This window comes from Clostridium cadaveris, assembly GCF_020911725.1.
GTDB classification, from domain to species: domain Bacteria; phylum Bacillota; class Clostridia; order Clostridiales; family Clostridiaceae; genus Clostridium_X; species Clostridium_X cadaveris.
In genome coordinates this window covers 1,323,449-1,348,888 of sequence record NZ_CP076620.1, presented here as the reverse complement: position 1 = coordinate 1,348,888, position 25,440 = coordinate 1,323,449, and the positions used below count along the sequence as shown (strand labels likewise).

General features: G+C 29.7%; 27 protein-coding genes and 1 pseudogene. 8 read left to right on the top strand and 20 right to left on the bottom strand.

Translation table 11 applies throughout. From position 1 onward, the window contains the following. Positions 1-64 precede the first annotated feature (64 nt). On the bottom strand, positions 65-358 hold the full coding sequence (locus KQH81_RS06225) for a nitrous oxide-stimulated promoter family protein (RefSeq protein ID WP_027637869.1): 294 nt from the start codon (positions 356-358) through the stop codon (positions 65-67). 229 nt (positions 359-587) lie between these two features. On the opposite strand from KQH81_RS06225, the gene KQH81_RS06220 reads away from it, so the two are divergent. Beyond that, complete coding sequence (locus KQH81_RS06220) at positions 588-914, top strand: DUF1904 domain-containing protein (RefSeq protein ID WP_027637868.1); 327 nt, start codon at positions 588-590, stop codon at positions 912-914. A gap of 169 nt (positions 915-1,083) precedes the next feature. Continuing rightward, positions 1,084-1,926, top strand: a complete 843-nt coding sequence (locus KQH81_RS06215; protein WP_051196176.1) for a CAP domain-containing protein — start codon at positions 1,084-1,086, stop codon at positions 1,924-1,926. Between the two features lie 77 nt (positions 1,927-2,003). On the opposite strand, the gene KQH81_RS06210 is transcribed toward KQH81_RS06215, so the two are convergent. From KQH81_RS06210 to KQH81_RS06200, 3 genes are all read right to left on the bottom strand, one after another. Further along, positions 2,004-2,897: an SPL family radical SAM protein gene (locus KQH81_RS06210; protein WP_230029110.1), complete on the bottom strand. Its 894-nt coding sequence runs from the start codon at positions 2,895-2,897 to the stop codon at positions 2,004-2,006. A gap of 9 nt (positions 2,898-2,906) precedes the next feature. Further along, positions 2,907-3,170, bottom strand: coding sequence for a zinc ribbon domain-containing protein (locus KQH81_RS06205; protein ID WP_027637866.1), 264 nt, complete (start codon positions 3,168-3,170; stop codon positions 2,907-2,909). Positions 3,171-3,239: 69 nt separating this feature from the next. Then, a complete protein-coding gene (locus KQH81_RS06200; RefSeq protein ID WP_027637865.1) occupies positions 3,240-4,148 on the bottom strand; it encodes a helix-turn-helix transcriptional regulator in 909 nt (302 codons plus the stop codon). 139 nt (positions 4,149-4,287) lie between these two features. Between KQH81_RS06200 and KQH81_RS06195 the strand changes: the two genes are divergently transcribed. Continuing rightward, complete coding sequence (locus KQH81_RS06195) at positions 4,288-5,628, top strand: MATE family efflux transporter (protein ID WP_074844287.1); 1,341 nt, start codon at positions 4,288-4,290, stop codon at positions 5,626-5,628. 22 nt (positions 5,629-5,650) lie between these two features. On the opposite strand, the gene KQH81_RS06190 is transcribed toward KQH81_RS06195, so the two are convergent. Next, the gene (locus tag KQH81_RS06190) at positions 5,651-6,301 is read right to left on the bottom strand and encodes a deoxynucleoside kinase (protein ID WP_230029259.1); all 651 of its coding nucleotides are present in this window, start codon (positions 6,299-6,301) and stop codon (positions 5,651-5,653) included. A 341-nt stretch (positions 6,302-6,642) separates the two neighbouring features. Between KQH81_RS06190 and KQH81_RS06185 the strand changes: the two genes are divergently transcribed. Beyond that, positions 6,643-7,167: an ECF transporter S component gene (locus KQH81_RS06185; RefSeq protein ID WP_230029109.1), complete on the top strand. Its 525-nt coding sequence runs from the start codon at positions 6,643-6,645 to the stop codon at positions 7,165-7,167. A 42-nt stretch (positions 7,168-7,209) separates the two neighbouring features. Here the strand turns inward: KQH81_RS06185 and KQH81_RS06180 are convergent, their stop codons facing one another. The 12 genes from KQH81_RS06180 to KQH81_RS06125 form a co-directional block, all read right to left on the bottom strand. Further along, positions 7,210-7,629 carry a DUF3842 family protein gene (locus KQH81_RS06180; RefSeq protein WP_027637861.1) on the bottom strand — a complete coding sequence of 140 codons (420 nt, stop codon included), beginning with the start codon at positions 7,627-7,629 and terminating at the stop codon, positions 7,210-7,212. A gap of 156 nt (positions 7,630-7,785) precedes the next feature. After that, positions 7,786-9,981 carry a sensor histidine kinase gene (locus KQH81_RS06175; RefSeq protein WP_230029108.1) on the bottom strand — a complete coding sequence of 732 codons (2,196 nt, stop codon included), beginning with the start codon at positions 9,979-9,981 and terminating at the stop codon, positions 7,786-7,788. Next, the gene (locus KQH81_RS06170; protein WP_074844294.1) at positions 9,956-10,660 is read right to left on the bottom strand and encodes a response regulator transcription factor; all 705 of its coding nucleotides are present in this window, start codon (positions 10,658-10,660) and stop codon (positions 9,956-9,958) included. The genes KQH81_RS06175 and KQH81_RS06170 overlap by 26 nt, the downstream gene beginning before the upstream one ends. Before the next feature lie 56 nt (positions 10,661-10,716). Next, positions 10,717-11,331: a lysophospholipid acyltransferase family protein gene (locus KQH81_RS06165; RefSeq protein WP_230029107.1), complete on the bottom strand. Its 615-nt coding sequence runs from the start codon at positions 11,329-11,331 to the stop codon at positions 10,717-10,719. Continuing rightward, positions 11,321-12,580 carry a glycosyltransferase gene (locus KQH81_RS06160; RefSeq protein WP_099335678.1) on the bottom strand — a complete coding sequence of 420 codons (1,260 nt, stop codon included), beginning with the start codon at positions 12,578-12,580 and terminating at the stop codon, positions 11,321-11,323. The genes KQH81_RS06165 and KQH81_RS06160 overlap by 11 nt, the downstream gene beginning before the upstream one ends. Positions 12,581-12,599: 19 nt before the next feature. Continuing rightward, on the bottom strand, positions 12,600-13,109 hold the full coding sequence (locus KQH81_RS06155) for a DedA family protein (protein WP_027637857.1): 510 nt from the start codon (positions 13,107-13,109) through the stop codon (positions 12,600-12,602). Positions 13,110-13,556: 447 nt separating this feature from the next. Continuing rightward, positions 13,557-14,621, bottom strand: a complete 1,065-nt coding sequence (locus tag KQH81_RS06150) for an ABC transporter permease (RefSeq protein ID WP_027638990.1) — start codon at positions 14,619-14,621, stop codon at positions 13,557-13,559. Next, positions 14,593-15,675: an ABC transporter permease gene (locus KQH81_RS06145; protein WP_230029106.1), complete on the bottom strand. Its 1,083-nt coding sequence runs from the start codon at positions 15,673-15,675 to the stop codon at positions 14,593-14,595. Before KQH81_RS06145 ends, KQH81_RS06150 begins: the two co-directional genes overlap by 29 nt. 9 nt (positions 15,676-15,684) lie before the next feature. Then, positions 15,685-16,620 (bottom strand): ABC transporter ATP-binding protein, encoded by a 936-nt coding sequence (locus KQH81_RS06140; protein WP_027638992.1) that lies wholly within the window; start codon positions 16,618-16,620, stop codon positions 15,685-15,687. An 88-nt stretch (positions 16,621-16,708) separates the two neighbouring features. Beyond that, positions 16,709-17,344, bottom strand: coding sequence for a response regulator (locus tag KQH81_RS06135; protein ID WP_027638993.1), 636 nt, complete (start codon positions 17,342-17,344; stop codon positions 16,709-16,711). Next, positions 17,345-18,499 carry a sensor histidine kinase gene (locus KQH81_RS06130; RefSeq protein WP_027638994.1) on the bottom strand — a complete coding sequence of 385 codons (1,155 nt, stop codon included), beginning with the start codon at positions 18,497-18,499 and terminating at the stop codon, positions 17,345-17,347. A 15-nt stretch (positions 18,500-18,514) separates the two neighbouring features. After that, positions 18,515-19,606: an acyltransferase family protein gene (locus tag KQH81_RS06125; RefSeq protein WP_230029105.1), complete on the bottom strand. Its 1,092-nt coding sequence runs from the start codon at positions 19,604-19,606 to the stop codon at positions 18,515-18,517. 219 nt (positions 19,607-19,825) lie between these two features. Here KQH81_RS06125 and KQH81_RS06120 point away from each other — a divergent pair, with 219 nt between their 5' ends. The 4 genes and pseudogenes from KQH81_RS06120 (at position 19,826) to KQH81_RS06105 (ending at position 23,362) form a co-directional block, all read left to right on the top strand. Next, positions 19,826-20,662 carry a prephenate dehydrogenase gene (locus KQH81_RS06120; protein ID WP_027638996.1) on the top strand — a complete coding sequence of 279 codons (837 nt, stop codon included), beginning with the start codon at positions 19,826-19,828 and terminating at the stop codon, positions 20,660-20,662. A 108-nt stretch (positions 20,663-20,770) separates the two neighbouring features. Beyond that, a pseudogene (locus tag KQH81_RS06115) lies at positions 20,771-21,340 on the top strand (LemA family protein). Positions 21,341-21,343: 3 nt separating this feature from the next. Further along, positions 21,344-22,108: a TPM domain-containing protein gene (locus tag KQH81_RS06110; RefSeq protein ID WP_230029103.1), complete on the top strand. Its 765-nt coding sequence runs from the start codon at positions 21,344-21,346 to the stop codon at positions 22,106-22,108. Between the two features lie 174 nt (positions 22,109-22,282). After that, positions 22,283-23,362 carry an NAD(P)H-dependent flavin oxidoreductase gene (locus tag KQH81_RS06105; RefSeq protein ID WP_230029102.1) on the top strand — a complete coding sequence of 360 codons (1,080 nt, stop codon included), beginning with the start codon at positions 22,283-22,285 and terminating at the stop codon, positions 23,360-23,362. 55 nt (positions 23,363-23,417) lie between these two features. Here the strand turns inward: KQH81_RS06105 and KQH81_RS06100 are convergent, their stop codons facing one another. The 3 genes from KQH81_RS06100 to KQH81_RS06090 are packed head-to-tail and all read right to left on the bottom strand — an operon-like array spanning position 23,418 to position 25,281. Further along, positions 23,418-23,756: an arsenate reductase family protein gene (locus KQH81_RS06100; RefSeq protein ID WP_230029101.1), complete on the bottom strand. Its 339-nt coding sequence runs from the start codon at positions 23,754-23,756 to the stop codon at positions 23,418-23,420. A gap of 14 nt (positions 23,757-23,770) precedes the next feature. Continuing rightward, entirely contained in the window at positions 23,771-24,115 is a 345-nt protein-coding gene (locus KQH81_RS06095; RefSeq protein WP_230029100.1) for a hypothetical protein, read from the bottom strand. Positions 24,116-24,129: 14 nt separating this feature from the next. Beyond that, the gene (locus KQH81_RS06090; protein ID WP_074844319.1) at positions 24,130-25,281 is read right to left on the bottom strand and encodes an AI-2E family transporter; all 1,152 of its coding nucleotides are present in this window, start codon (positions 25,279-25,281) and stop codon (positions 24,130-24,132) included. Between the last annotated feature and the right edge of the window lie 159 nt (positions 25,282-25,440).

The following is a 25,440-nucleotide window of genomic DNA, read 5'->3' as shown; positions in this document are numbered from 1 at the left end:
TAATATATAATTTTAGTTTTTAAACTTATGGCTGTCTATAAGTTTTAATAAGTATGATAAAACTTTATTTAAATATATGCCTTATAAATTCATAAGGACTATAAAACAATATTCTTGGTCCTGAAAATTTCATTACCTTTTTAATTTTTTCTTTCATATCTTTCCTATAGCAATGAATAGGACATTTGCTGCAAGAAGTTTTGTTTTCTCCAAACTTGCAATATGTAAGCCTCTTCTGAGCATATTCTAAAAGTTCATTACATTCGCCACATAAATCTCCTTTAGTCCCATGATTTTTTCTGCAGTACAAATTTATCATAAGTTCTATGGTCCTTTTTTCTTTTTCAATTCTATTCATTACAATTCACCTTCCGACACATTTATTCTATCCTTGATTTTTGAAGCTTACTTAAAATATAATACTACAAATGATAATGATTATCAATACATTTAAGAAAAAATGTATATAATTGCAAAAATCCTCATTATCATATAGCCTAATAATTTAAATTTCATTTGAATCTTGTTTGCCGAAGTTTAAATTGGTAAAATAACACTATATAAAATTTTACTAAGGAGGATTTTTTATGCCACAATTAAAATTTAGGGGAATAAAGGAAGATTCTATACTTACCTTAAGTACCCCTCTTGTTGACAGATTACAAGAAGTTTTAGCTTGTCCTAGGGATTATTTCACAATAGAAGTAATGAACTCAACTTTTGTAAGCCAAGGAAAGATTACAGATGGCTATCCATTAGTTGAAGTTGCTTGGTTTGATAGAGGTCAAGAAACTCAAGATAAAGTAGCAAAAATAATTACAGAAGAGCTTAAAAATGTAGGTTATGCGCCTTCAGATATATTCTTTACGATACTTAAAGAATCTGCTTATTACGAGGACGGAAAACATTTTTAGATAAGAGGGGATATTTTCCCCATTTTTTATTTATTAGCTTTTTTCCCAATGTAATAATATCTTTTGAGTCCATATTATTCATACCTTTGATTATATATCTATATATCCGTAGAATTACCATAGAAAAGAACATTTATTCTTGTTATACTATGACAAAAGGAGGGATAAGATGAAGAAAAAAATACTTTCACTAATAATTTCATCAATTCTAGTAATAGGGGGAGGTACTGTTTCTATACTAAATAGAACTAAAAACAATATACCTTCAAAAATTTCCGAAGTAACTAAAACTGTAGAAGAGCCTAGTGAAGATGTTGTTGCTTCTTCTGATTCTCAAATTGCTACACAGGAATCTAATGAGCAGACTAAAAGCAATGAATCTGCTTCAGAAGTAAATACCGTCAACCATAATACAGCTTCAGAAAACTCTAAAGCTGCTAGCTCTAACTCTAATTCATCAAAGAGTAATGAAACTGCTAAAGCAAGTTCAAATAAAGGACAAGCATCCGGAGGTGAAACTTCTTCTAGAAGTAATAAAAATACTTCAAAGTCAAGTAGTTCTGCTAATGGAATGCCAGCCATTCCTCAAAACCACAATGTTGAGTTTTTATCTCAAGTAGAAAATGAAATTCTAACTCTTTGCAATAACGAAAGAGCAAAGGCAGGACTTAAACCATTATCTATGGATGAGACTATGAGAAAGGCTGCAAGATATAAAGCTGAAGAAATGCTTCAATATGGATATTTTGATCATAACTCACCATATACAGGAAGTCCATTTCAGCTATTACAAAAATTTAATGTTTCTTACAACACTGCAGGAGAAAACATTCAGTCCAGTACAGGTTTAGGAAAAGCTTCTGTAACTGCTCAGGATATAGTAAACAGATGGATGAATTCTGCTGGACATAGAGCAAATATACTAAATGCAAACTTTGGAAGAATGGGAATAGGCGTAGCCTTTTCTTCAGAGGGAAATCTAGCTTATGAATCTCAGCTATTTGCAAACTAATTAAAAATTTAAATTTACTTGTATAAATTAAAGCAAGAGGACCTTTATTAATCCTCTTGCTATTTATTGTTGATTCGCTAAAACCATCTAATCTGCTTATTCTCATAGGGGCTCTTATAGCCATTTATTATATCCTTCATCTTATACAAAATACCGTTGAGTTCACATTCCTCTACAAACACTTTCCACAGAATTTTAGAATTCAACGAAGCACATTCATATTTATTATGATAAGTTTCTATATATTTTTTCACAAGATTTTCTCCAGTAAAATTCTTGCAAAGCTTCTCATAATAATAGTCTCTTTGATTTTGCCTTAATGTAACACCCATTCCATAAGCATAAATAAATTTTGCTCCACACCTTGATGCTTCCCTTACAATATTTCTTATGTTTTCTACGCTGTCGTTTATAAAAGGAAGTACAGGCATTAAAAGTATACCCGTATATATTCCATTAGATGAGAGCTCTTTTATAGCTTTAAAGCGTTCTGATGATACCGCTACATTAGGCTCTATTTTTCTGCATAATTCATCATCAAAGGTTGTTATTGTTATTTTTACAAGTACAGAAGAATGAGATTTTATTTCTTTAAGTATATCTATATCCCTTGTAATAAGTGAGCTTTTAGTTGCAATTGCTACGCCAAAATTATTAATGTTTATTTCCTGTAAGGCATTTCTAGTAAGCATTAATTCTTTTTCAAATGGATTATATGGGTCACTCATAGCGCCTGTGCCTACAATACCCTTTTTCTTTTTACCTCTAAGTTCTTTATGAATTATATTAACTGCATTTTTCTTTGCTCTCACCTGGTCAAAATTTTCTATTTGATAGCATTCACTTCTAGAATCACAATAAATACAACCATGGCAGCAGCCTTTATATATATTCATATTGTAGTTAATTCCAAACCAAGGGTTTTTCTCTATATATTGTGATACTATAGTTTTTGCAGTTATATAATCCATTACCCACTCCTATTTATTTCTCCATCTTTTTAAACATGGAAAAAATTTTCTCATATTATCCTTAGCTTCTTCTTCTGTCATATTTGGATTAGACTTTACCATAAAAGGTGCACAAAAAGCAATCATTTCTTCCATAGTCATATCACCTTTAAAGTCACCTTGTTCAAAACAATAAATGCAATATTCTTCATTTCTGCTGCCATCCTTATTAGTTCCAAGTTCCTTCTCATCAATCAATGGCATACCACAACTTTGACAATATTTTCTTTCCATAAAACATACACTCCTTTAATATCTTTTGAGTATATATTACGTTATATAATATGACACTAGTATGTCATATTATATATATTTTTTTAAGGTATTCATTAAAATATATTTTATCTCATCTTTTACAAAGTCCGGCTCCAACACTTCAACATCTTGTCCATAAGACAATATATGTGAATATATCCACTGACCGTAAGGAAATTGAACTGTAACTAAATATTTTCCTGTATCTTCTCGTGTTATTTCGTTTTCCTCATAATAATCCATAAGCCTAAAAAGCATATTTGAATTAAACCTTAATTTTAAAGTTACTATATCAAACTCAGCATTATTCTCTTCTTTTAAAAAAAGATTTTTTATCTCATCTCTTTTAAACTTATCACATATTCTTTCAACGTCTCTCATCCGTGAAATTTTAAATATCCTAGGGCTATGTTTTTCTAGGCAATAAGCCGAAAGATAGAAACTCTGACTTTTGAAAATTATCTTAAAAGGCTTAACCTTACGGTAGGTTAGTTGATTTTGTGAGTTTACATATTCAAAAGTCAGCATGCTTTCATTTAAAATTGCATCTTTTACAATATTAAATCTATCATCTATTTTTCCGCTACTACCCCAAGGACTTAAATCTACGTCAATCCAATCAATAAAGTTCTTTTGATTGAATACGCCCTCTATCTTTTCTAAAGTTTTCTCCATTTTAAAATCCTTGGTTGAATTCAAAGTTTTTAAAGCTATTAAAATGCTCTCCTTTTCCTCATCGTCAAAGATATTTTTATCCAAAGTATATTCTTCTAAAAGAAGAATACCTCCTCCTTTTCCTTTATTCATATAAACAGGAATACCAGCAGAAGAAAGATCTTCTATATCTCTATAAATTGTTCTAGTTGATACATTGAATCTTTCTGACAACTGTTTTGCTGTAATTTTTTCTTTTTTTAAAAGTATTATTATAATTTCTACTAATCTATTAACTTTCATAAAGCTATCACCACTCTCATTATACCTTGATAATTATATATTACTACTCTATATGCATATCTTAAAACTAGCTATATCATAAGATCCTCTTCATTTATTCCTTAAAATCTTATGCTATAATATTTATTGAGGTGAAATTATGACAAAGAACGTTTATGAAAGCTATTCAGATAATAGGCTTATTTTTTTATTTGCAATTCCATCTATAATCTCTTTATTTTTAGAATCTCTTACTTCAATAATAGATACCGCCTTTGCTGGACATATTCCATTAGTTAGCACAGAGTCTCTTACTGCTATAGGATTATTATCTCCAGTTATATCAATACTTATTGCTGCACAGCTTTTATTTGGAGTATCTACGGGAATTTTTATATCCAGATATTTAGGTAAAGATGATAAAAAAAAGGTCAACGATACCTTTCAAGTAGGGTTTTATACAAATCTCATATTTGCCTCATCTATATCACTTTTACTTTTTATATTCATGAATCCACTTTTACAAATTTTAGGTGCTGAAGGTGAGGTTTATATTTTAGCCAAAAAATATTTTTCTATAGCTCTTTTAAGTAATGTTTTTAGTTCTGTGGGATATAATCTTGTAAATATATTAAGAGCCTTTGGTTATCCAAAATTAGAAATTACAATAGCATCCTTTTCTACTGTTCTAAATGTGATATTTAATTTCATATTTACCTTCAAAATGGATATGGGACTTACGGGTATAGCTTTAGGTACCTTGATAAGTGAGGTTTTTTATACTTTTTCTGGAGCATATTTCTTATATAAACATAGATTATGGTTCTCTCATAATAAATTATCTAAGAATTTTATATATAATATAATTACGAAGATGACTAAGGTAGGTTTCGTTCAATTCGGTGTTCAATGCCTTACAAGTTTATCAGGACTTGTTATAAATAATAGGCTTCTATATTTTGGTGGAGCAATAGGAGTAAGTGCCTGGGCTGTGGTTCAAAAAATACACAGTGCAGCTTTAATGCCTATAGTCGGTATTACTCAAGGTCTTATGTCAATTCTTTCTTACTTTAAGGGAAATAATAATAAGAGCAGAGCACATTCTGTCACCAAAAAATCTATACTTTACTCTTTAGGTTATGGAATTATTGTTACTGTAATAATATTCTTATTTGGAGATTATGTAGTGTTGATATTCAGTGACAGCATGGAAATAATAACAGCCTCATCAATGGTTTTAAAAATTTGTTTTTCTCTTTTCTTTATGCTTGGAATAGTATACACTCTTATCTCATTATTTCAGGTCACTGATAAGGAAAAATATGCAATGACTTTAGGCTTTGTTAGGCAGCTTATAGCTTTGGTGCCTTTAAGTATTATACTTCCCATGATCTTTAGTAAAAGCCCTGTGAATGCAATATTTTTTTCTTTGCCATTAAGTGATCTTTTAACTCTCATATTGGGTATATATCTTTATAAGTCAATTAAAGCCATTGTTTAAAAAATAAACAGTGGCTTTAGGCTTAACCTCTTATTTGCTTTAGTCTTTCTTCTACTTGGCTTATAACTAAATGCTTGTCTTCCTCATTTTCAATTATATCAACCTTGTCCATGTCAATTATTAAAACTTGAGAAGCCTTATAATGATTATTGACCCATTCATCATATCCTTCCCATAGGACTCTGTAATAATCTACAAGCTCTGCATCAAGTTCATAACTTCTTCCTCTTTTTCTTATTCTGTCTAGAACTGTCTCAAAGCTTCCCTTTAAATAAACCATAAGGTCTGGTGACTTTTTAGGAAGTTCCTTTAGTTCATCCATCATGTTGTCAGCTAAATTTTCATAAACCTGCATTTCTAATTCAGTTATTCTTCCTAATTCCATATTTTTCCTTGCAAAATACCAATCTTCATATATGCTTCTATCTAGCACATTATTATCTTGTACTAAGGCCTTTTTTATACTCTTAAATCTAGTGTCTAAGAAATATAGCTGCAATAAAAATGGGTATCGCTTCTTTTCTATTTCCTCTGGAGATGCTGTGTAAAATAAAGGTAATATTGGATTCTCCTCAACACTTTCATAAAATACATCACTTCCAAAATGCTTTCCTAACATTTCCGCCACAGAACTTTTTCCAAGTCCTATCATTCCACCTACTACGATCACCATCTTCACCGTTCCTTCCACAACTATTATCATAATTGTATATAGCTATTTACCAAATTCAGTATGATAATATAATTAATTTTCTCTCAAATATGTTTTCAAATAAATCGCTATTATAGAATACTAAAATATTTATCATTAATCAATATGAAATAAAATCAAGTTTACATTTATTTTATTTAATGATATAATTATATATAAGAATTACGAAAATTCTTACAGGTTTTAATTTTATAAACCTCTTAGCACACATTATTAAAATATATTTTGATTTTATGTTTACCACGAAGGTAGAGTTTTTTTCTCTACCTTCTTTTTTTATTTTAAATTAAGGGGGAATAACAATGAAATCATCAACTAATACTTTAGTAAAAGCGGGGCTCTTTTTAGCTTTAGGAATCATAATAACTTATATATTTCACGCTACAGGAATACCTGGAACCATATTTCTTCCAATGCATATACCAGTGCTTTTATGCGGTTTTATACTAGGAAGCATATATGGACTAATAATAGGTGTATTAACTCCTCTTTTAAATTCACTTTTTACAGGAATGCCTCCACTATACCCTGTGGCTATATCTATGGCTTTAGAACTTGGAGCCTATGGTTTCTTCGCAGGATTTTTATATAAAGAAAAAAATAAAAACATATATGTATCTTTAATTAGTTCTATGATTTTAGGAAGAGTGATAGCTGGTATAGCAAACTTTTTGCTTCTCACTGCAAAAGGCGGTTCCTTTGTGCTAGCTGGATTTTTAACTTCAGCTTTTGTAACAGCATTTTGGGGAATAGTTATACAACTTATTCTAATACCATTTTTAGTTAAAACTTTAGAAAAAGTTAGCTCCAAAGAATTATCACGTTGAATTTAAAAAAGGTCAATGACGTCAGAGGTCATTGACCTTTTACTATAAGTTTTTACTTATGTTTTCTATAATTTCATTTATCATATCTTTTATATCCATATTAACTGTGCCAGGAATATATATTCCGTGAACCTTTAAAGGAAGAATATATTTCAAACAGTCTAGCTTAAATACTTCTCTAGCTATATCAGCTGTTACTTCCCCATTTATACCGCCACTACATATAACTCCAATAGGGCCTATTACAGCCCATATATTTTCTTTATTTAAGAAATCACATATATTATTAGACCCAACTATAGATTTTTCTGCCCCTGCTTTAACCATATTAGATGCTGCTACACCATTAGTTCCAAGGGCTACAACTCTTACTTCTTTACAATTACATTCCTTTTTAATTTTTTTTATTATAGTTTGTCCAATTCCAGCTCCTTGAGCATCTATGATGGCTATTGTTCTCATATATCTTTTCCTTTCATAACAGCTGTTATCTCAGTATCTATAATTTAAAAATTTACATATATTCCTATTATATCACCTATCCATACTTATATAAAATCACTATAATTCCCAAATCAAAAATCACCCCAGAAAATTCCAGGGCAATCCTAAATTACTTTATTTTTTTAGAAAAGAAATTGTTACTTTAAAGAGGTCTCCATCTATATCTATATTAAATTTCCCTCCTTGAAGTTCCACAAAGCTTTTTGCTATAGCAAGACCTAAACCAGAGCCTTCAGTATTTCGTGATTTATCTCCCCTTACAAATCTTTCTGCAATTTCATCTATATTAAAATCAATTTCTGCATAAGACATATTCTTCAATGTTATCTTTACTTCGCTTTCATCTTCAATTATAGAAATATATACTCTAGAATTGTCCATAGAATACTTTAATGCATTCACTATAAGATTCTCAAACACTCTAAAAGTTCTTTGACTATCTAAAAGAAGCATAACTTTATGATCTGGATAGTTGTTTTTAAAAGTTAAAGTTGACTCTTCTATCTTATCTGAGAGTTCAATCTGTACTTGTTTCATAAGAGAAACTATATCTACATTCATTATATTTAAGCTTATATTTCCACTGGTAGCTTTGCTTACTTCAAACAAATCTTCTATTAGATCTTTTAATCTTTGCGACTTCCTATCTAAAGTATCTATATATAACTTTCGAGTTTCTTCATTAATGTTTTGATCCTTCAATAAGTCTATATAGGTAATTATTGATGTCAGTGGTGTTTTTAAATCATGAGATACATTTGATATAAGCTCTGTCTTCATCTTCTGGCTCTTTACTTCTTCGTCAACGGCATTTTTAAAACCATTTTGTATCTTTGATACTTCTTCCTTGAATGGTTCAAATACACCTAAGTCATCTTCAATCTTCACATCAAGATTTCCTTTAGCAATTTCATTTGTAACTTTTAAAAGTTTTTTATATTTTTCACTCACATCTTCTATATATTTTTTTAAAATTTTAAATAATATAAAACTATATATTACAGCTCCAATTATTCCAAAGAACCATGTACTACACATAATTGTGACTGCAACAAAGTTGATTAAGACTATTTTCAGTAATTTTTTGTTCTGATTATCTCTTAAGTCTACATTTCTTATTGAGTCAAAAACTTTACGAAAACCATTCTTTATCCATCTCAATATAGCAAGCAAAAGAAATTTTTCTCTAAAATATTTTCTTATTCCTTCATGAAAGATATACTTTATCATAGTAATTTCTAAGAAAATAAAGGCAAATATTATGACGTAGTATATCACATTTGCCAAATATACTATGATATCTGACATGTACATACTAAAGCTTTCTCTTACAAGTTCAGTAAAGCTTCCATTTATGGTATTCATAATTATTATTTCAGGTGACATCCCTATAAATGCTGTTACAACCAGCATGGCTATTAATACATTAAATTCAAATGGTATTTTAGATAAAGCTTTAAATCCTATAAACTCTTTCCCTAATCTATAAGGCACTAATAATGCTAAAAACAGTACTATTATCCCTATTGTTAATATAAACATAGAAGAACTATTTCTATAATCCATATACTCTAGAGAGTGAATTGACATAGTTATGTTGTCATTATATTTTAAATTTCTAGGAACTGCATATATAATATCTATATTTTTTATAGGATTCAATTCATATGGTGTATATTCATAACTATTTAAATTCTTTAAAACTTCATTATCTAATTTTTGCTGCATAGTGTACTGATTAGCCCCTATGGAATTATTTACTTTAATTTCTCCCTCTTCATCAAAGCTTAAATTCACATAAAACAAATAATCTTTCTTTAAGTTTTCTATTTCTTCATCAGTAAGTTCTTTGCTCTGAATATATTTTTTTATATCATTTCCGCTATTTGCTTTAACAAAACTTCCATCTTTAAATGAAGCATAGTATTCTAAATTCTTCAAAGAATACTTTAACTTGTTGGCTGAAGAATCAAAGTCACGTCTTATAGCTTTTTCAGTATTATCTCCTTCTCGATTATAATTTGTTTTATCACCATAGCTCACATCTCTAGGCTTTATAAAAAGAGCTTCAGGATATATGGTCTTGCCCTCTTTTTCTTCCATCATATCTTTGTAAATTACATAACTGCTGTCATAAATATCATTTACAAAATTCATCATTTCAAATGGAGAATAATTTTCTCTTTCATTAACCTTTTTCTCTATCATAGGATAAGTGTATATCATACCTAATGCTGATGTTATAATCATTATTAAAACTACTATATTTAATAAAACTTTCTTTTTAATATTTTTCGATTTTGTATCCAACTCCCCATACCACCTTTAAATATTTTGGATTTTTAGGATTAATCTCTATTTTTTCTCTTATATTTCTTACATGAACCATAACTGTATCTGTATTTATAGCTTGCTCATTCCATACTGACTCATATATTTCCTCTGCAGAGAAAACTCTTCCTGGATTTCTCATAAGAAGATGAAGAATCTTAAATTCTATAGGCGTAACCTTTACCAAATTCCCATCAAGAGACACTTCTTTTGTATCCTCATTCAGTTCTAGCCCTCCAATGGTAAAGGTACTTTTATTCTCTTTTTTTCCTGATATAATATTTAAAAACTTGCTGTATCTTCTAAGCTGAGAATTAACCCTAGCTAAAAGCTCCATAGGATTAAATGGCTTTGTTACATAATCATCAGCTCCTATGTTAAGTCCCATTATTTTGTCTATCTCCTCTGACTTTGCTGAAAGCATTATAACAGGAAAATCATGGTGCTCTCTAAGCTTCATAGTTAAAGTTATTCCATTCATCCTTGGCATCATTATATCTATTATTGCTAAATGAATCTCTTCTTTTGATATTATTTCTAACCCTTCTAATCCATCATAACCTTTAAAAACTTTATATCCTTGATTAGATAAATATATCTCCAAAGCATCTGCTATTTCTTTCTCATCTTCTACTACTAAAATATTATATGACTTCATATACACACCCTCGTTTTCTATAAACTTTCTACTTTATGATATCATAAAATACTTTTTCAACATAATTTACTTTTTATTATTTCTTTATAATCGATAAAGTGTTTTAAATCTTCATCTTGAACATTTTTAAAGTCATAGGCTTCAACTTTTACTATAGAAAATGGTAATGGAATAATGTAATTATCCCATCTATTTTTCAAAGAAATCTTTTTAGATACTTTTAAATTCACTCCTATAAATTTTTTTCCTGATTTATTAGATAAAAGGGGCCCTAGCTTTTTGAGTTCCTGAAATGGTCCTAATGGTCCATCTAAAGAAATCGCCATAGAGGCTCCATCTATATTGCTTTCATCTTTTATATACCTTAAAAAATTCTTTATCTTCGCTCCATCTGGCACCCTCAATGCTCCAACTCCGTATTTTCCTATGGTCTCCTCTATATAGTCACCTCTTTTGTCTGCTGTGACTATAACAGTCATTGGATAATTTTCCTTATAGATCTTTTTTATTAAGAAATTCATAGCATAACTTTGACCATGCCAAAATCCTAAAATGCAGTTCTTTAAATTGACTTCATTTAATTTGAATTCATCAGAAAAATCCCACTTCATAGTTCTATAAACTAATTCTATATAAATCCAAGAAAATCTTATCAAAGCTTTATCCCACATTTATCTTATCTCCATATAAACATTGTTCCTTGTAATAAGAACTCAATACACTTGAATAGTTATATTCAGCAATTTTAGCAACATTGCCGCTCCTATAACTTAAAGCAGTATCATAAGCGCCTTTCTTTAAACTCTCCCTCAATTCTTCATCATTCAATATACTTATAATCTTTGAAGCCCACTCATCTAAGTTTTCATCTGTTACATAACCATTTATATCATCACAAACCACATCTACAACTCCACTTCCCTTAACTGCTACTACAGGATTCCATGCAGCCATGGCTTCTAATAAAACTATCCCTTGAGTTTCTGATTTTGAGGCAAATAAAAATAAGTCTGAAGCCCTATAGTAATCGTCTATATTTTCATTTTTAATGCTGTTTAGAAAAGTAACATTGTTATCAAGCCCTAATCTAGTGGTCTTTTTCTTTAAAGTTGTTTTTAAAGGCCCATCGCCTATTATCAAAGTGTTAAAACAATCTCCAATGTTGTCTTTAATTTTCTTCAATCCATCTATCAAAAACTCTATATTTTTTTCTTTTGTAAGACGAGCTACTGTACAAAAAAGATATTTTTTATCTTTTTTATATTTTTTTCTTATGTCATCACTTGAAACATCATATGCATCAAAACATCTATCCTTCAATCCTGTAGGCATAACTTGAATTCTAGAATCAACTCCAATTTCCCTTAGATATTCTTTCATGGATTCCGTCGGCGAGAACACCATATCACATTTATTAGCGAAATTTTTTATATAGCTTGGAATGACCTTTTCTTTAGTAGAATTTAATAGTTTTACTTCAAGCTCTCTTAACTCATGATTTTTTTCATTTTTACTTCTATTTTCTAGATATTCATAAGGTTTTATATAATGAAGATACTGCTCATATCGTGTATGATATGTAAAAGTAACAGGAACATTATACTTTTTCCCTAAATGTAAAGCCACATTGCCTATAAGCATAGGATGATGAACATGTATGATATCTATATTCATTCTTTTAAATTTCCTTTCAATCTTTGGGTCAAACATATTTGGAATTACTATGCCCCCTTGTAGTGCTCTCCCTTTAAAAGACTTATATCTTATTACATTATCCTCATCTTCCATATTTCCATAAGCAGGAGCAAATATAAAAACTTCATGTCCAAGTATTTTTAAACCTTCTGCAAGTCTTTCTATTGATATAGGAACACCTCCTATAAATGGCTTATAATTATTTGTCATCATTGCTATTCTCATAAAAAACCCTCCTAAAACCTTAACCTATCACCTGAATCACTGTTGTAGAGAAGAAATATCCAGCACTTATAAATGCACAATTCCATATTAAAATTCCCAAAGCAGAATATAAGCTATATTTTAAAAAATTCATCTTTAAAAGCCCTGCTGGCAGAGATATAAGGGTTCTTGCTACCGGTAGAAGTTTACTTATAAAAACTCCTATAGTTCCCTTTTCCCTTAAAAATTCAATTTTCCCATTTATATAGTCTTCATGTTTAGGAAATCTCTTAAGATATTTTTCCAACAAAAAATTCCCTCCAAATCTTCCTATGCTATAAAGCACCCAGCTTCCCAATATTCCTGCTATAACAGATAGTATAACTACTGAAATCAGTGATATATTTCCCGTTGCTGCCCATACTCCAGCCAAGGGCATTATTATTCCTCCCGGAAGCCCTGGAAGATTTAAATATTCTAAAAATACTATTGTAAAAACAAATAGTGATCCATATTGATAAAAATAATTTGTTAAATTAGAAGCATCCATTTTCTTCTCCTCACAATCTCTTAAACTATGGTTTAATGATAACTTCTAAAGTTTAAGAACAGCTTCATAGAAATCTAAAGAAATTCTAAAGGGTTTCTTTTAATTTATTAAAGAGAATTTATAAAAAAGGATTGCATATAGACTTTATTCAAACTTCTATATTTTTATTAACTATATAAAGGACTTTTCATATTATGTACTATGCAATATGAGTTTAAGTTTTAACAAAAGAAGGTTATGATATGGTGAATCATGCGATAAAGCATAAAAAATGGAGTGTAAAAAACACTCCATTTTAATATAAACTAATAAAAATATAAAGATATTATTCTTATTTATCCTTTTTCTTTTTATCAAAGAAACCTATAATTACTAATGTCATGAACAATGCTGTTAGTATCTGTATTAATCCTTCCAATAATTTCACCTCTTAAATAGTAGACTAAATTAATTATCTTTTACAAAATCCATCAATTTGAAACTTCCAGCTGTAAAAAAGCATGCTGACATCAATAAAATCATTCCTATACTAAGAATAATATCTGTACTTCCAAGAATATTTCTCATCCAATAAAATGGACTTAATTTATCTAGAATTGTTATCACTGATGTAACTTCTCCTAAAGAACTCAAATTAAGATTCACCATTGATATTATAAATGCTATAAGGTCATAAACAACAACAGTAAGTGAAACCATTGTAGCATTTTTTATCCATCTAACTGCTGCTAACACAACTGCTGTAGATAATAAACTGCATAAAAGTATCACTAATATAGTTTGAGGAAGTATATTAAGTGTTATCCCAGCAAATTTATATATAGCCGTAAATATTAAAGAAGTTGATAGAGACTGGCATATGAATATAGCTAAAAATATTCCTCCTAAAACTTCATAATCCTTATTGGCAGTTGTTATAGCCCTCTTAATTATATTCTGTTTCTTTAGTTTTATAAGGTCTTCTCCTATTACAGATGCAGAAATTATCATAAAGTAACACATCATAAGAATCATAACTATAAAGTTCATAGTATTATCCTTTTTATCCATTTCTATTTTGGCTTCAGGTACTTGATTTGCCTGATTGCCATTGATCTCTCCATTTACAAAATCATCTATGATATTTTTCGCAGTAAATCTTCCTGTATCTTCTGATGCACTTACTATCTTAACCTTTGGATTTTCTTTTTTATGAATTTTCTCCTCAAATCCTTTTTCTATATAAAACACATCTGCCAAGGATCCATCTTTTATTTTTTCATAAGCAGATTCTTTATCATTCATAAAGTTTATTTCATAACTTTCTTCAAGTTTACTTATAAGCTCTCTGCTTTTTTCACTTTTATCTTCATCAATTATAGACAATGCAGGTTTTTCAGAATCCTTTTGAGATAAGTTTCCACTAAATATACTCACTATCATTACGGATGGCACTAAAAGCAGCATCAATAATATCTGAGGATTTTTAATTAGTCTTTTTATATTAACCCAGGTTAGGCTTAATAGCTTCATTTTTATTCCTCCTTAGATTTATCTTTATTATAGATGCTAAATATAAAAGTATTGCTGCAATAATTATTATAACTATTGTAAATATACTTTCCTCCATGTTTCCCTTTCTTTCATAACTGCTAAAAACTTCTGATATATAATAGGTTGGTGCAATCTTAGAAATAATACTTACATTTGGGGTAAACATCCCCCCTCCAAGTATAGGTATCATAAATAAGACCATAGCTGCAATTTTTGCATACTTTTCAGTAAACATAGTTATGAGAAATATTATAAGGCTTGTTATTAATAGGCTCGCTATAGCTATAATAATTAGAAGCTGTTCAATATTTCCTATAAATGCCTTTCCTAAAAATCTATAAACAAAACAATAAGATAATATACTTAAAAAGCTATATATATAGTAAGTTACATACTTCAAATTTAAAATTTTACTTTTGCTATTTGGAGTTGATAGAATTCTTTCATCGAAATTCTTCTCATTCCGTTCAGCGTTTATGCTTGAAAGACCAAATATTATCATGCTGCATACAAGACCAATAAGACTTACAGAATAGAAAGCAAAGGGATCTTCCTGTTGTTTACCTTCTAATTTTACCTTTTCTACGGCTTCTTCCCTATTTATGCCTTTTGTACTGTCATAAATGGCCTTATGATAACTATCAATTATGGATTTTACAGTATTCAATTTTTCTATGCTTGTATCATTATCTTTTATAGTTATATCTACATTTTGAAAATCCCTTATTCTTTCATCATAGCCCTTTGGAATCACTATAGTTCCATCCATATCATCGTCTACAACCGCTAAAATATCCTTACTTATATCATTTCCCAAAAAGCCTACAAGGTTCTCAGATAATTGTGATTTATCTTCATCTATTATTCCAATCTTTATGGTATCCAGTTTGAATTCTCCTCCATGAAGTGACTTATTCATAAATCCCATAGCACCCCCTATTATAAGAGGTAACGCTATAAAATATAATATGCTTACTTGAAAATTAGAAAATAAGTTTTTAAGCTGAATTTTAATATAGGTTAATCCTTTCATAACTTCCTCCTAATCCCTTAAAGTTTTTCCTGTAAGTGCTAGAAATACATCTTCAAGCCTTGGTTCTTCATAATTAATTTTATTTATTATACAATCATATTTTTCAAGTATATTAAGAGTATCACCAAGCTTAAATCCATCTCCAATATTTAATATGATATTTTTTTCATCTTCTTTTATGTCTATGACTCCCTTTGATGATTTAAGTTCAAAAATGGCTTCTGCATTTTTTCTTGAAAGATTTATTATGACTTTGTGGTTTTTAAATACTGATGACTTTACCTCTTCCTGAGTTCCATAGGCAACTTCTTGTCCTAAATCCATTATAAATACCCTTTTGCAAAGTTCCTCTATTTCCTCCATATAATGAGAAGTATAAATTATGGTTGTTTTTCTTTCTTCACATATATTTTTTACAAAAGTGAATATATGATTTCTTGACTGAGGATCAACCCCTACGGTAGGCTCGTCCATTATAAGCACCTTAGGATTGTGCATTATAGCTGCTGCTATATTAAGTCTTCTTTTCATTCCACCAGAGAACTTTTTAACCTTTTCTTTTTTCGTATCTCCAAGTCCTGTGACCCTTAATGCTTCAAGTATTCCATTTTTCAACTCTTTTCCTTTAAGTCCATATAATGCACCAAAAAACTCCAAGTTATCATATGCACTAAGATTCTCCATAAGAGCTAAATCTTGAGGGACTACTCCGATATATTTTTTAGCCTCAACAGGTTCCTTATTTATATCATGCCCACATATAGTAATAGTTCCGCTATCACTATATAAAAGTGTGCTTATTATATTTATTAATGTAGATTTTCCTGCTCCATTAGGGCCTAAAAGTCCAAAAATCTCTCCCTCTTCTACTTTAAAAGAAATATTGTCTAAAACCAATTTATCTTTAAATCTCTTAGTTACATTATTTACTTCTATTATATTCATAAAAAAATTACCTCCCTAGATCTTATGTATTAATAATAATACATGCTAGAGAGGTAATGAATACCATTAGGTCATAATTTAAAATGACTTAAGTCACTATTCCTTTTTTAAATGCAAAAATAGCAATTTGGGTTCTATCTCTAAGAGACAACTTTCCTAATATGGATGTAATGTTATTTTTTATAGTTCCTTCAGATAAGTATAATTTTTCAGATATTTCTTTATTACTATATCCCGCAGCAATAGCTTTTATTATATTTATTTCTTTTTCTGTAAGTCCATAATCATCCATATCTTCATCGTGAATATTTTCCTTTATACCTTGTATCATCTTATTAGCTATTTCTGGATGAACCACTATATTTCCTTTATACGCACTCTTTATGCCTTCATATATTACGTCATGGGAGCTATCTTTTAAGAGATATCCATAAGCTCCATAGTTTAATGCCTCTCTTATATACTCTTCATCTTTAAATGTAGTAAGTATAAGAATTTTTATATTATGAAATTGTTCCATTATAAGCCGTGTTCCCATAACGCCACTACAGTTCTTCATTCTAACATCCATAAGTATTACGTCTACAGTATTGCATCTACAAAACTCTAAAGCCTCATACCCATCACTAGCCATGCCTACAACTTCAATATCATCATAAGTAGACAACATTATTTTTAATCCTTCTCTTATAAGTTTTTCGTCATCTACAATAAGCAGTTTCATTTAAAATTCCTCCTCTTTTTCACGAACTACCGAAAGAAATATCTTAAATCCTTCATTATCTTTAGATAAAAATTTCACCTCTCCATTTAATTCATTTATTCTTTCCCTTATGCTTTTTAGTCCTAATCCAACTTCTTCTATGGAGTCCGTTCCGATACCATTATCAGATATTACGACAGCAAGTCCATCCTCTGAAAAGTTAAAGCTAATCTTAACCTTAGTCGCTCTTCCATGCTTTAAACTGTTAGATAAAGCTTCTTGTATTATTCTATACATATTTGAAATTTGCTTAGATGACATCCCCCACGGTGTTCCAGTAGTTTTAAAATCCACTTCAACTCCTGTAAGATTACTAAAATTTTTCAACAATTCATCTACCTTAAATATTCCCTCAAAAGAATTGTATTCTATTGGTTTTAACTCTTTTACTGCTCTTCTTACATCTTTAAGACTTTCATTTATAAACTCTCGTAAATTCTTTGTCATAGGCTCTAGCTTGCTATTTTCTTTTGATGCTATTCTTTCCATAGCTCCCAACTGAATCATTGCAGTTGATAAAGCATGTCCAACGCTGTCATGAATTTCTCTTGAAATTCTGTTTCTTTCTTTTAAAAGCGTAAGTTCCTCTATAGATGAAGCATAATTTTCTAAATTTATATTTGCTTCTTTTAATTCTTTTTCCTTTACTCTCAGCTTGTCATAAAGTACTTGAGCATTCACCTTTTCTTTGTTTTCATTACTAACATAAAATAGAAGTATAATCATTGTACATATATACACTAAATTTAATGTACCTTCCCCATCCCCATTTATTAAAGATGCTAAAAATGTTCCTATAAAAATAATTCCTATAAGCCATTTTGAATACCTTGCCTTAAGCATGATAAAACAATCTAAAATAGATGGCAGCAAATATAAAATAAGTTTTCCAGAATATATGCTATAAGATAAAAATGCCAGCATTATTTCTAGAGCAACAGAAACATATCCAAGCTTAGTTTTAAAATAGAATAGCCTTAGCTGATTGTTCAGTATAAATAATCCCATTATTATAGTAGCTAAAGTACTCATATCCTTATGATTTACAATAAGCTGAAACAGGATTGCCGCTATCATAATATATCTTATTAAAATAAATTCCTTTAACTTTTTCATATTTATCTCCTAAAATTATTTTATTCCAAGCAGTACTTTAAAAGGTGATACCCTTTTACACAACTCATAAACCACGAAGCTTATCACAAATGACGATAAAATTATTATTATCATAGAAAGCCAGTGAGGTAGCATAAATGGAATGATGTAAAATGCTATGGTTAAAAGTATTGTTTGGTGAAGTATATAAACTGGAAAAGTCGCTTCATTTAAATACTTTAATATTTTATGATTCTTATTTAAGTACTTTATTCCATAAGAAACAACAACTAAAATCATAGTGATCATTACTGAATTTTTTAATATACCTTCTATGACGTAGGCTAATATCCCCAAATCCATAGATTCAAACCATATAAAATAGGTAATACCTAATATGCTGAAAATTACATTGAAAATTATAAATTTTTTTCTTTTAACTACCAAGTGATTTAAATATACTTCGTTACTATAGACTATATATCCTAATACAAAAATCAAAAGATTAGTAACAAATCCTTTACCCCCTATATTAGGAGCTAAATCAACAATTATTATAGATACTACAACCCAAAAAAGTCCTAGTTTACTCAAAAATACTTTTTGGAACTTTTCTAAAAATACTTCTCCTGCCTTTGTCTTCAATATCTTTATTATTCCTGTTCCTGCTAATGATATGAAAAATAAAAAGACTATAAACCATAAATGAGCTGGGGTAAATCCTCCATCAAATCCCATAAAATCATTTATATTAGTAAAGAAATACTTCATGTGTTCAATATAATTTACATTAGTCTCCCCTCTCCAAACCCTTGCAAGGTAAGTTTGAGGAGGCACCAAAGCTACAATTCCGAAGATAAATGGAATAAGCAACTTCTTTGTTTTTTCTTTTAGATACTCTTTGCAGTTTCTTCTTGATAAAGCAAAATAAGTTGAAGCTCCTGCTAAGAAAAATAATAATGGCATATACCAAGAAAATGTGAATATTATAAATAAGTTTGAAAATAGATTTGTACTTTCAGACTTTACATAAAAATCTCCTAGATCTGTATATATCACAGCTGTGTGATATATAAACAGCATTAATATACATATATTTCTGATCCAATCAATTTCTCTTCTTCTCATCCTGTCACCTCTCATAATATATTTATTGCATCCTTATATGCACTATAATTATACCTTAATTTTTTTACTATTTATACATAATATTTTTACATTTACTAAGCTATAATATTTAATTATTAAAAATTATAATTATTTGATATAATATTCCTAATAATCAAAAATAACGGAAGTGATGTGTCACTTCAAAAGTAGCATAGCAGTATGGTAGGAGGATAAAAAATGAAAATTGTTATTGTAGGTCTAGGAGTCATAGGTGGGTCCTATGCTTTAGCACTAAAAAATTGCGGTTATAATGATGTGTATGGGATCGATACAGATGTGTCTGCATTAAATATTGCAGAAAACAAGGGTATAATAAAGAAAGGCTTTACTGACGGAAAAGAAATATTAAATCATTGTGATTTAGTTATTTTAAGCATATACCCTGATTCTGTAGTAAAGTTTTTAACTAAAAACAAAGCTTTTTTTAAGTCAGGAGCTGTGTTAACTGATACCACTGGTATAAAGGTTTCCTTAGTTTCTAATATTGAAAAAATCTTAAGAGATGATATTGAATTTGTTTTTGGACATCCTATGGCTGGACGAGAGAAAAAAGGATTAGCATATGCTGACAGCAAAGTTTTCAAAGGTGCTAATTACATAATCACTCCAACAAATCGGACTTCATCTAATGCTATTAATATAGTTGAAAAGCTGGCTTTGGATATAGGATTTAAAAGAGTTACGAAAGTTCATCCAAAAGAACATGATGCTCTCATAGCATTTACATCTCAGCTCCCTCACATTATTGCTGTAGCTCTAATAAATAGCGATGATGAAAAGTATGAAACAGGAAAATTTATAGGTGACAGCTACAGAGAACTAACTAGGATTTCAAATATAAATGGAGAACTTTGGACAGAGCTATTCCTTAACAACAAAGAAAACCTTCTAAAATCTATTGATAATTTTGAAAAACAACTGACACTTTTAAAAAATGGTCTTATAGAAAACGATAAAAATCTTCTCATGAATTTATTTAGAGAATCTTCTATTAGAAGAGAAAAATTAGAATAAAAATAAAAGTCCTCTGAAATCTATAAATGTTTTCAGAGGGCTTTTATTTGTTTATTTTATATAATTTATAGGAATAATAATCTTATAAAGAAAGGAGGTTTTAATAGCATGAGCAGAAACGCAAAAATATGGTTAGTTGTTATGATAGTGTTAGCCTTGATTATTTTTCCTATAGTTAACAGTTACAACGGTTTAGTCTCTCTTTAGCAGAATACGGCAGCTGCAGAATCAAACATAGATACCCAGCTTCAAAGAAGATCCGATTTAATTCCTAACCTTGTAAATACAGTAAAAGGTTATGCATCTCAAGAAAAAGATATTTTTACTGATATCGCAAATGCAAGAAGTAAACTAGCTGGTGCTACTAATGTCACAGACCAGGCTAATGCAGATAGTGAACTTTCAACGGCATTGTCTAGACTTTTGGTGATAGTTGAAAGATATCCTGATTTAAAATCAAATCAAAACTTTAGAGATTTAACAGTTCAACTGGAAGGTACAGAAAATCGAATTGCAGTAGCAAGACAGGATTATAATACTGCTGTTACAAAATATAATACTAAGAGAAGAAAATTCCCTACAAACATGATTTCTTCAATTTTGGGTTTCGACGAAAAACCTCTTTATAAAGCTAGCGAAGGAAGTCAAGATGTTCCTTCAGTAGATTTTACTAAATAATTTATGAAAAAGAAAATTTTTCTTTTTTCTCTCTTAATATTAGTATTACTTTTTTCTGCCAGTGCAGGAGCTTCTCCACAACTACCTTCTCCAACTCCTTACAAATATATAAACGACTACTCTGGTATCATTAACCATGACTATGCTGAAAAGATCGTTTCTATAGGCCGTGAACTGGAAAATAAAACTGGTTCTCAAGCAGTAGCTGTTGTAATAGATTCCACTGAAGGTATACCTATAGAAGATTATTCTATCAAGCTCTTTCGATCTTGGGGAATAGGTGAAAAAGGAAAGGATAACGGCCTTTTAATATTAGTAGCTGTAAAAGATAGGACTTGGAGAGTTGAAGTAGGAAGAGGTCTTGAAGGCGCAGTACCAGATGCCTTAAGCAACAGAGTTATGGAATCTTTAGCAAAACCAAATTTTGCAGATGGAAATTACGATGATGGAATACTAAACAGCTATAGCACTTTTTCTGATTATATTGCTAAAGATTATGGAATTACTCTTGATAAATCTCTAAAAATAATGCTGCCTAAAGAAGATTCATCTAACTCTAATATAGGCAAAGTTGCAGTATTCGGTTTTTTTGTCTTGATTCTTTTAGATGTTTTTCTAAATAAAGGAAGAGTTTCATCTACTATTCTTCAACTAGCATTTTGGAGTAATATTGGAAATAGACGAGATCCCGGAGGCGGAAATAGCGGTGGATTTGGAGGATTTGGAGGCGGTTCTTCTAACGGTGGTGGTTCTTCCGGCAACTGGTGATTTTTGATATAAACCCTTTGAATTAAAGGAAGGTGTAATTAATTTAACTTTACACCATCCTTTAATTTTTTTTATAAAACTGTTGTGTGAAAATGATTAATAGACTATAATTAACTCATATATTTTGATTGTCAAAATATTTTATACTCAAAACATATGGAGGATTTTAAAATTATGAATATAAAACCATTAAAAATAGGAGAATTTATATGCAAACTCCCTATAATTCAGGGAGGTATGGGAATTGGTGTATCCATGTCAAATCTAGCATCAAGTGTCACTAATGCTGGAGGTATAGGAGTGATTTCAGCAGCTCAATGTGGCTATAAAGAAAAGGATTTTGAAACTAATAATCTAGCTGCAAATCTTAGAGCATTGAAAAAAGAAATAATAGCTGCCAAAGACAAATGTAATAATGGTATATTAGGCGTTAACATTATGGTTGCTACAAACTTTTATGAAGAGCATGTAAAAACTGCAATAGAAGCTGGTATAGACTTGATAATTTCTGGAGCTGGTCTTCCAACTGCTCTCCCTAAGATTGTAAAAGGTTCTAATGTAAAAATAGCCCCTATAGTATCATCTTTAAAAGCAGCAAAAGTCATTTTAAAACTTTGGGATAAACATGACAATGTAACTGCTGATATGGTAATCATAGAAGGTCCTAAAGCTGGTGGACACCTTGGCTTTAAAGAAGATTCCCTTGAAATTGAAAATAAAAATTTTGATAATACCATATTAGATATAATATCAGAAGTAAAATTCTATAGTGAAAAATACTCAAAACACATCCCTGTAATAGTAGCCGGAGGAGTTTTTAATGGATTTGATATTGCAAAATATCTAAAGCTTGGAGCTGATGGAGTTCAGATGGCTACAAGATTTGTAGCTACACATGAATGTGATGCTTCTATAGAATTTAAAAACGCATATATAAATGCACAATCTAAAGATGTGGTAATAGTGAAAAGTCCTGTGGGAATGCCTGGACGTGCTATTTTAAACGATTCTGTAAGAAAAACTCAAGTTGGAAATATTAAAGTTACAAAATGTTATAACTGTTTGGCTCCATGTAATCCTGCCTCTACACCTTATTGCATAAGTAAAGCTTTAATAAACGCCGTATCTGGAAATGTTGAAGAAGGATTAATATTTTGTGGAGAAAATGCTTCTAGGATAAATAAAATTTGTTCTGTAGAGGAATTAATGAATGAACTTAAAGAAGAAATTCTTATGGCAGAAATAAATCAATAGATTTGTAAATAAAAAGGTGTGCTGCAATATGATTATTTGCAGCACACCTTTAATTTTATTCCCAAGTCTGCCATATTTCAGGCTTATAACCAACAGTAGCTTTCTTTCCATTTCTAACAATAGGAGTTACATATAGTGAAGGATTCTTAAGAAGTATCTCTTCTCTCATATCTGCACTTCTTATCTTATCTAAGTTAAGCTTAGAATAATCTTTAGACTTTTTATTTATAAGCTCCTCGAGTCCAATAGCATTTTTTATATTTGTAAGTTCTCCTTTGCTTATAGACTTTTCTTTTAAATCTATAAATTGAAACTTTATATTTCTCTCTTTAAAGTATCTCTCTGCTTTCTTGGTGTCAAAACATTTTTTTATACCAAAAATTTGTACATTCATATTTTATGTACCTCCTATTTTTGAAAATATTCTTCTATTTCTTTCACTCTATTTTCTCTTACATAGATTTCACTTAAATCTATGTTTTTAGGATTAGTAGTTAGAGGATATCCTTTGAGCCATACATTCCCATCTATCATCATAACATCATCTACAGCCTTTTCTGGAGATTCATCATAAACTTCTTCTAGTTCCTCGTAAGGTGTAAGAACAGCAATTCTCCTGCATGGTTCATCTGACTCCGTGTAAATATTATAAAAGCTGTTATAAGTATCAAAAGACTTCATTGATGTAGCAATCTTAAGATGTACATTTAATTTTTCTGCCAGTTTTAGTGCGTTTATAAAATTATTATCCATATTAGTACCTCATTCTATTTATTTTCAAGTTCTTCTTCATTAATATTTTTTTTAGAAAGTCTATTATTAATTATTGTAGACATTATACTATATATAATACCAAGTAATGGTATACCTATCAATATCCCAAGTATTCCAAAAGTGCTTCCACCTATGGTTATAGCAAGTAGTACCCATAATGCAGAAAGGCCTATAGAGTGACCAACAACAAAAGGATAAATTAAATGCCCTTCTAACTGTTGTATAACTATTATGAGAACTATAAACCATAGAGCTTTGGTTGGATCTATCATAAATATTATAAATACGGCTGGAATAGTTCCTATTAATGCTCCAAAGATAGGTACAAGTGCTGTAACGCCTATTATAGTGCTTATAAGAACAGCATATGGAAGATCTAAAACTTTCATTCCAACTAAGCATAGTAATCCTAGTATTATAGCTTCAATGCACTGTCCTGCTATAAACTTAGAAAATTTCCAATGAGATATCTTGGCTACTCCCATAACTTTATCGGCTTTATCTACATTTGCAAAAGCATAAAGCATCTTCTTTGCTTGAAGACCAAGCTTTTCCTTACTTAATAATATATAAATAGCTATTAAAAATCCCATAAAGAAATTTGCTATAACTGCTGTAACTCCAAAAGTAACCTGCAAAATCTGAGTAAGTACATTTCCTGTTATTTGTCCCACAACTTTCAATATACTTTCTCCCATAGACAATATGCTGTTTACTATTTCATTTAAAACATCTGTATTTCCTACATATTTGAACAAGAAATCTTCTAATGACACCAAATAATCCGGTATATTTTTTACTAACGTAGATCCACTTTCTATAAGTTGAGGAATTACAAAAACTATAAGACCTGTAACGAGTCCTCCTATTATAACAATAGTTAAAATAAGAGAAATTCCTCTTGCTCCACTTTTTATATTAACCTTTTTTAAAATAGGTTCTACGATTTTATTTTCTATAAGCTTCATAGGAAGATTAAGAATAAAAGCAATGGCTATACCTATAAGAAATGGTTTTAATATGCTTAGTGCCCCTCCTATAACCCCACCTACTGACTTTAAGTTTAAAAATATAAATGCTAAAACAACTATGTATGTAGATAGCATTAAATTTGATTTAAATTTTGGATCTTTCATATAATTCATTTCCCTCTACAACTCCCCATATCATGACAAAATTTATTACAGTAATAACAATTATATCATAGACGGAGTTTTTTATAAGAATCATAATAGCTGAAATTTGTTAATAATTATTTACTTTTATTTTAATAATATAAGTCTGCCCTTATATTCAAAAAAAAT